Annotated in this window: 1 protein-coding gene; it reads left to right on the top strand. The window is 51.7% G+C overall.

Features of this window, described 5'->3' with window-relative positions; all coding sequences use genetic code 11:
* The coding region (locus MMP72_RS15835; RefSeq protein WP_241406219.1) for an Ig-like domain-containing protein at positions 1 to 242 on the top strand (242 nt) is incomplete at both ends.

The raw sequence follows: 242 nt of genomic DNA, 5'->3' as shown, positions 1-242 counted from the left end.
ACAGCAGAACCTGATTCGACGGTGACGGTAACCTTCCCAGATGGCAGTACAGTAGACGTTGTTGCTGGACCAGACGGCAGTTGGAGCGTACCGAACCCAGGTGGTTTAGTGGATGGTGATGAAGTTACTGCGACAGCCACAGATGCAGCAGGTAATGAATCAGCACCAGGCACAGGAACAGTTTCAGCAGACATCACCGCGCCAGTTGTGACGATTGATGATGTATTGACCAATGACAGTAC

This window comes from Acinetobacter sp. NIPH 2699 (assembly GCF_022549355.1).
Taxonomy (GTDB): domain Bacteria; phylum Pseudomonadota; class Gammaproteobacteria; order Pseudomonadales; family Moraxellaceae; genus Acinetobacter.
The sequence above is the reverse complement of the archived record's forward strand: the minus strand, read 5'-3'. Positions and strand labels throughout refer to the sequence as shown.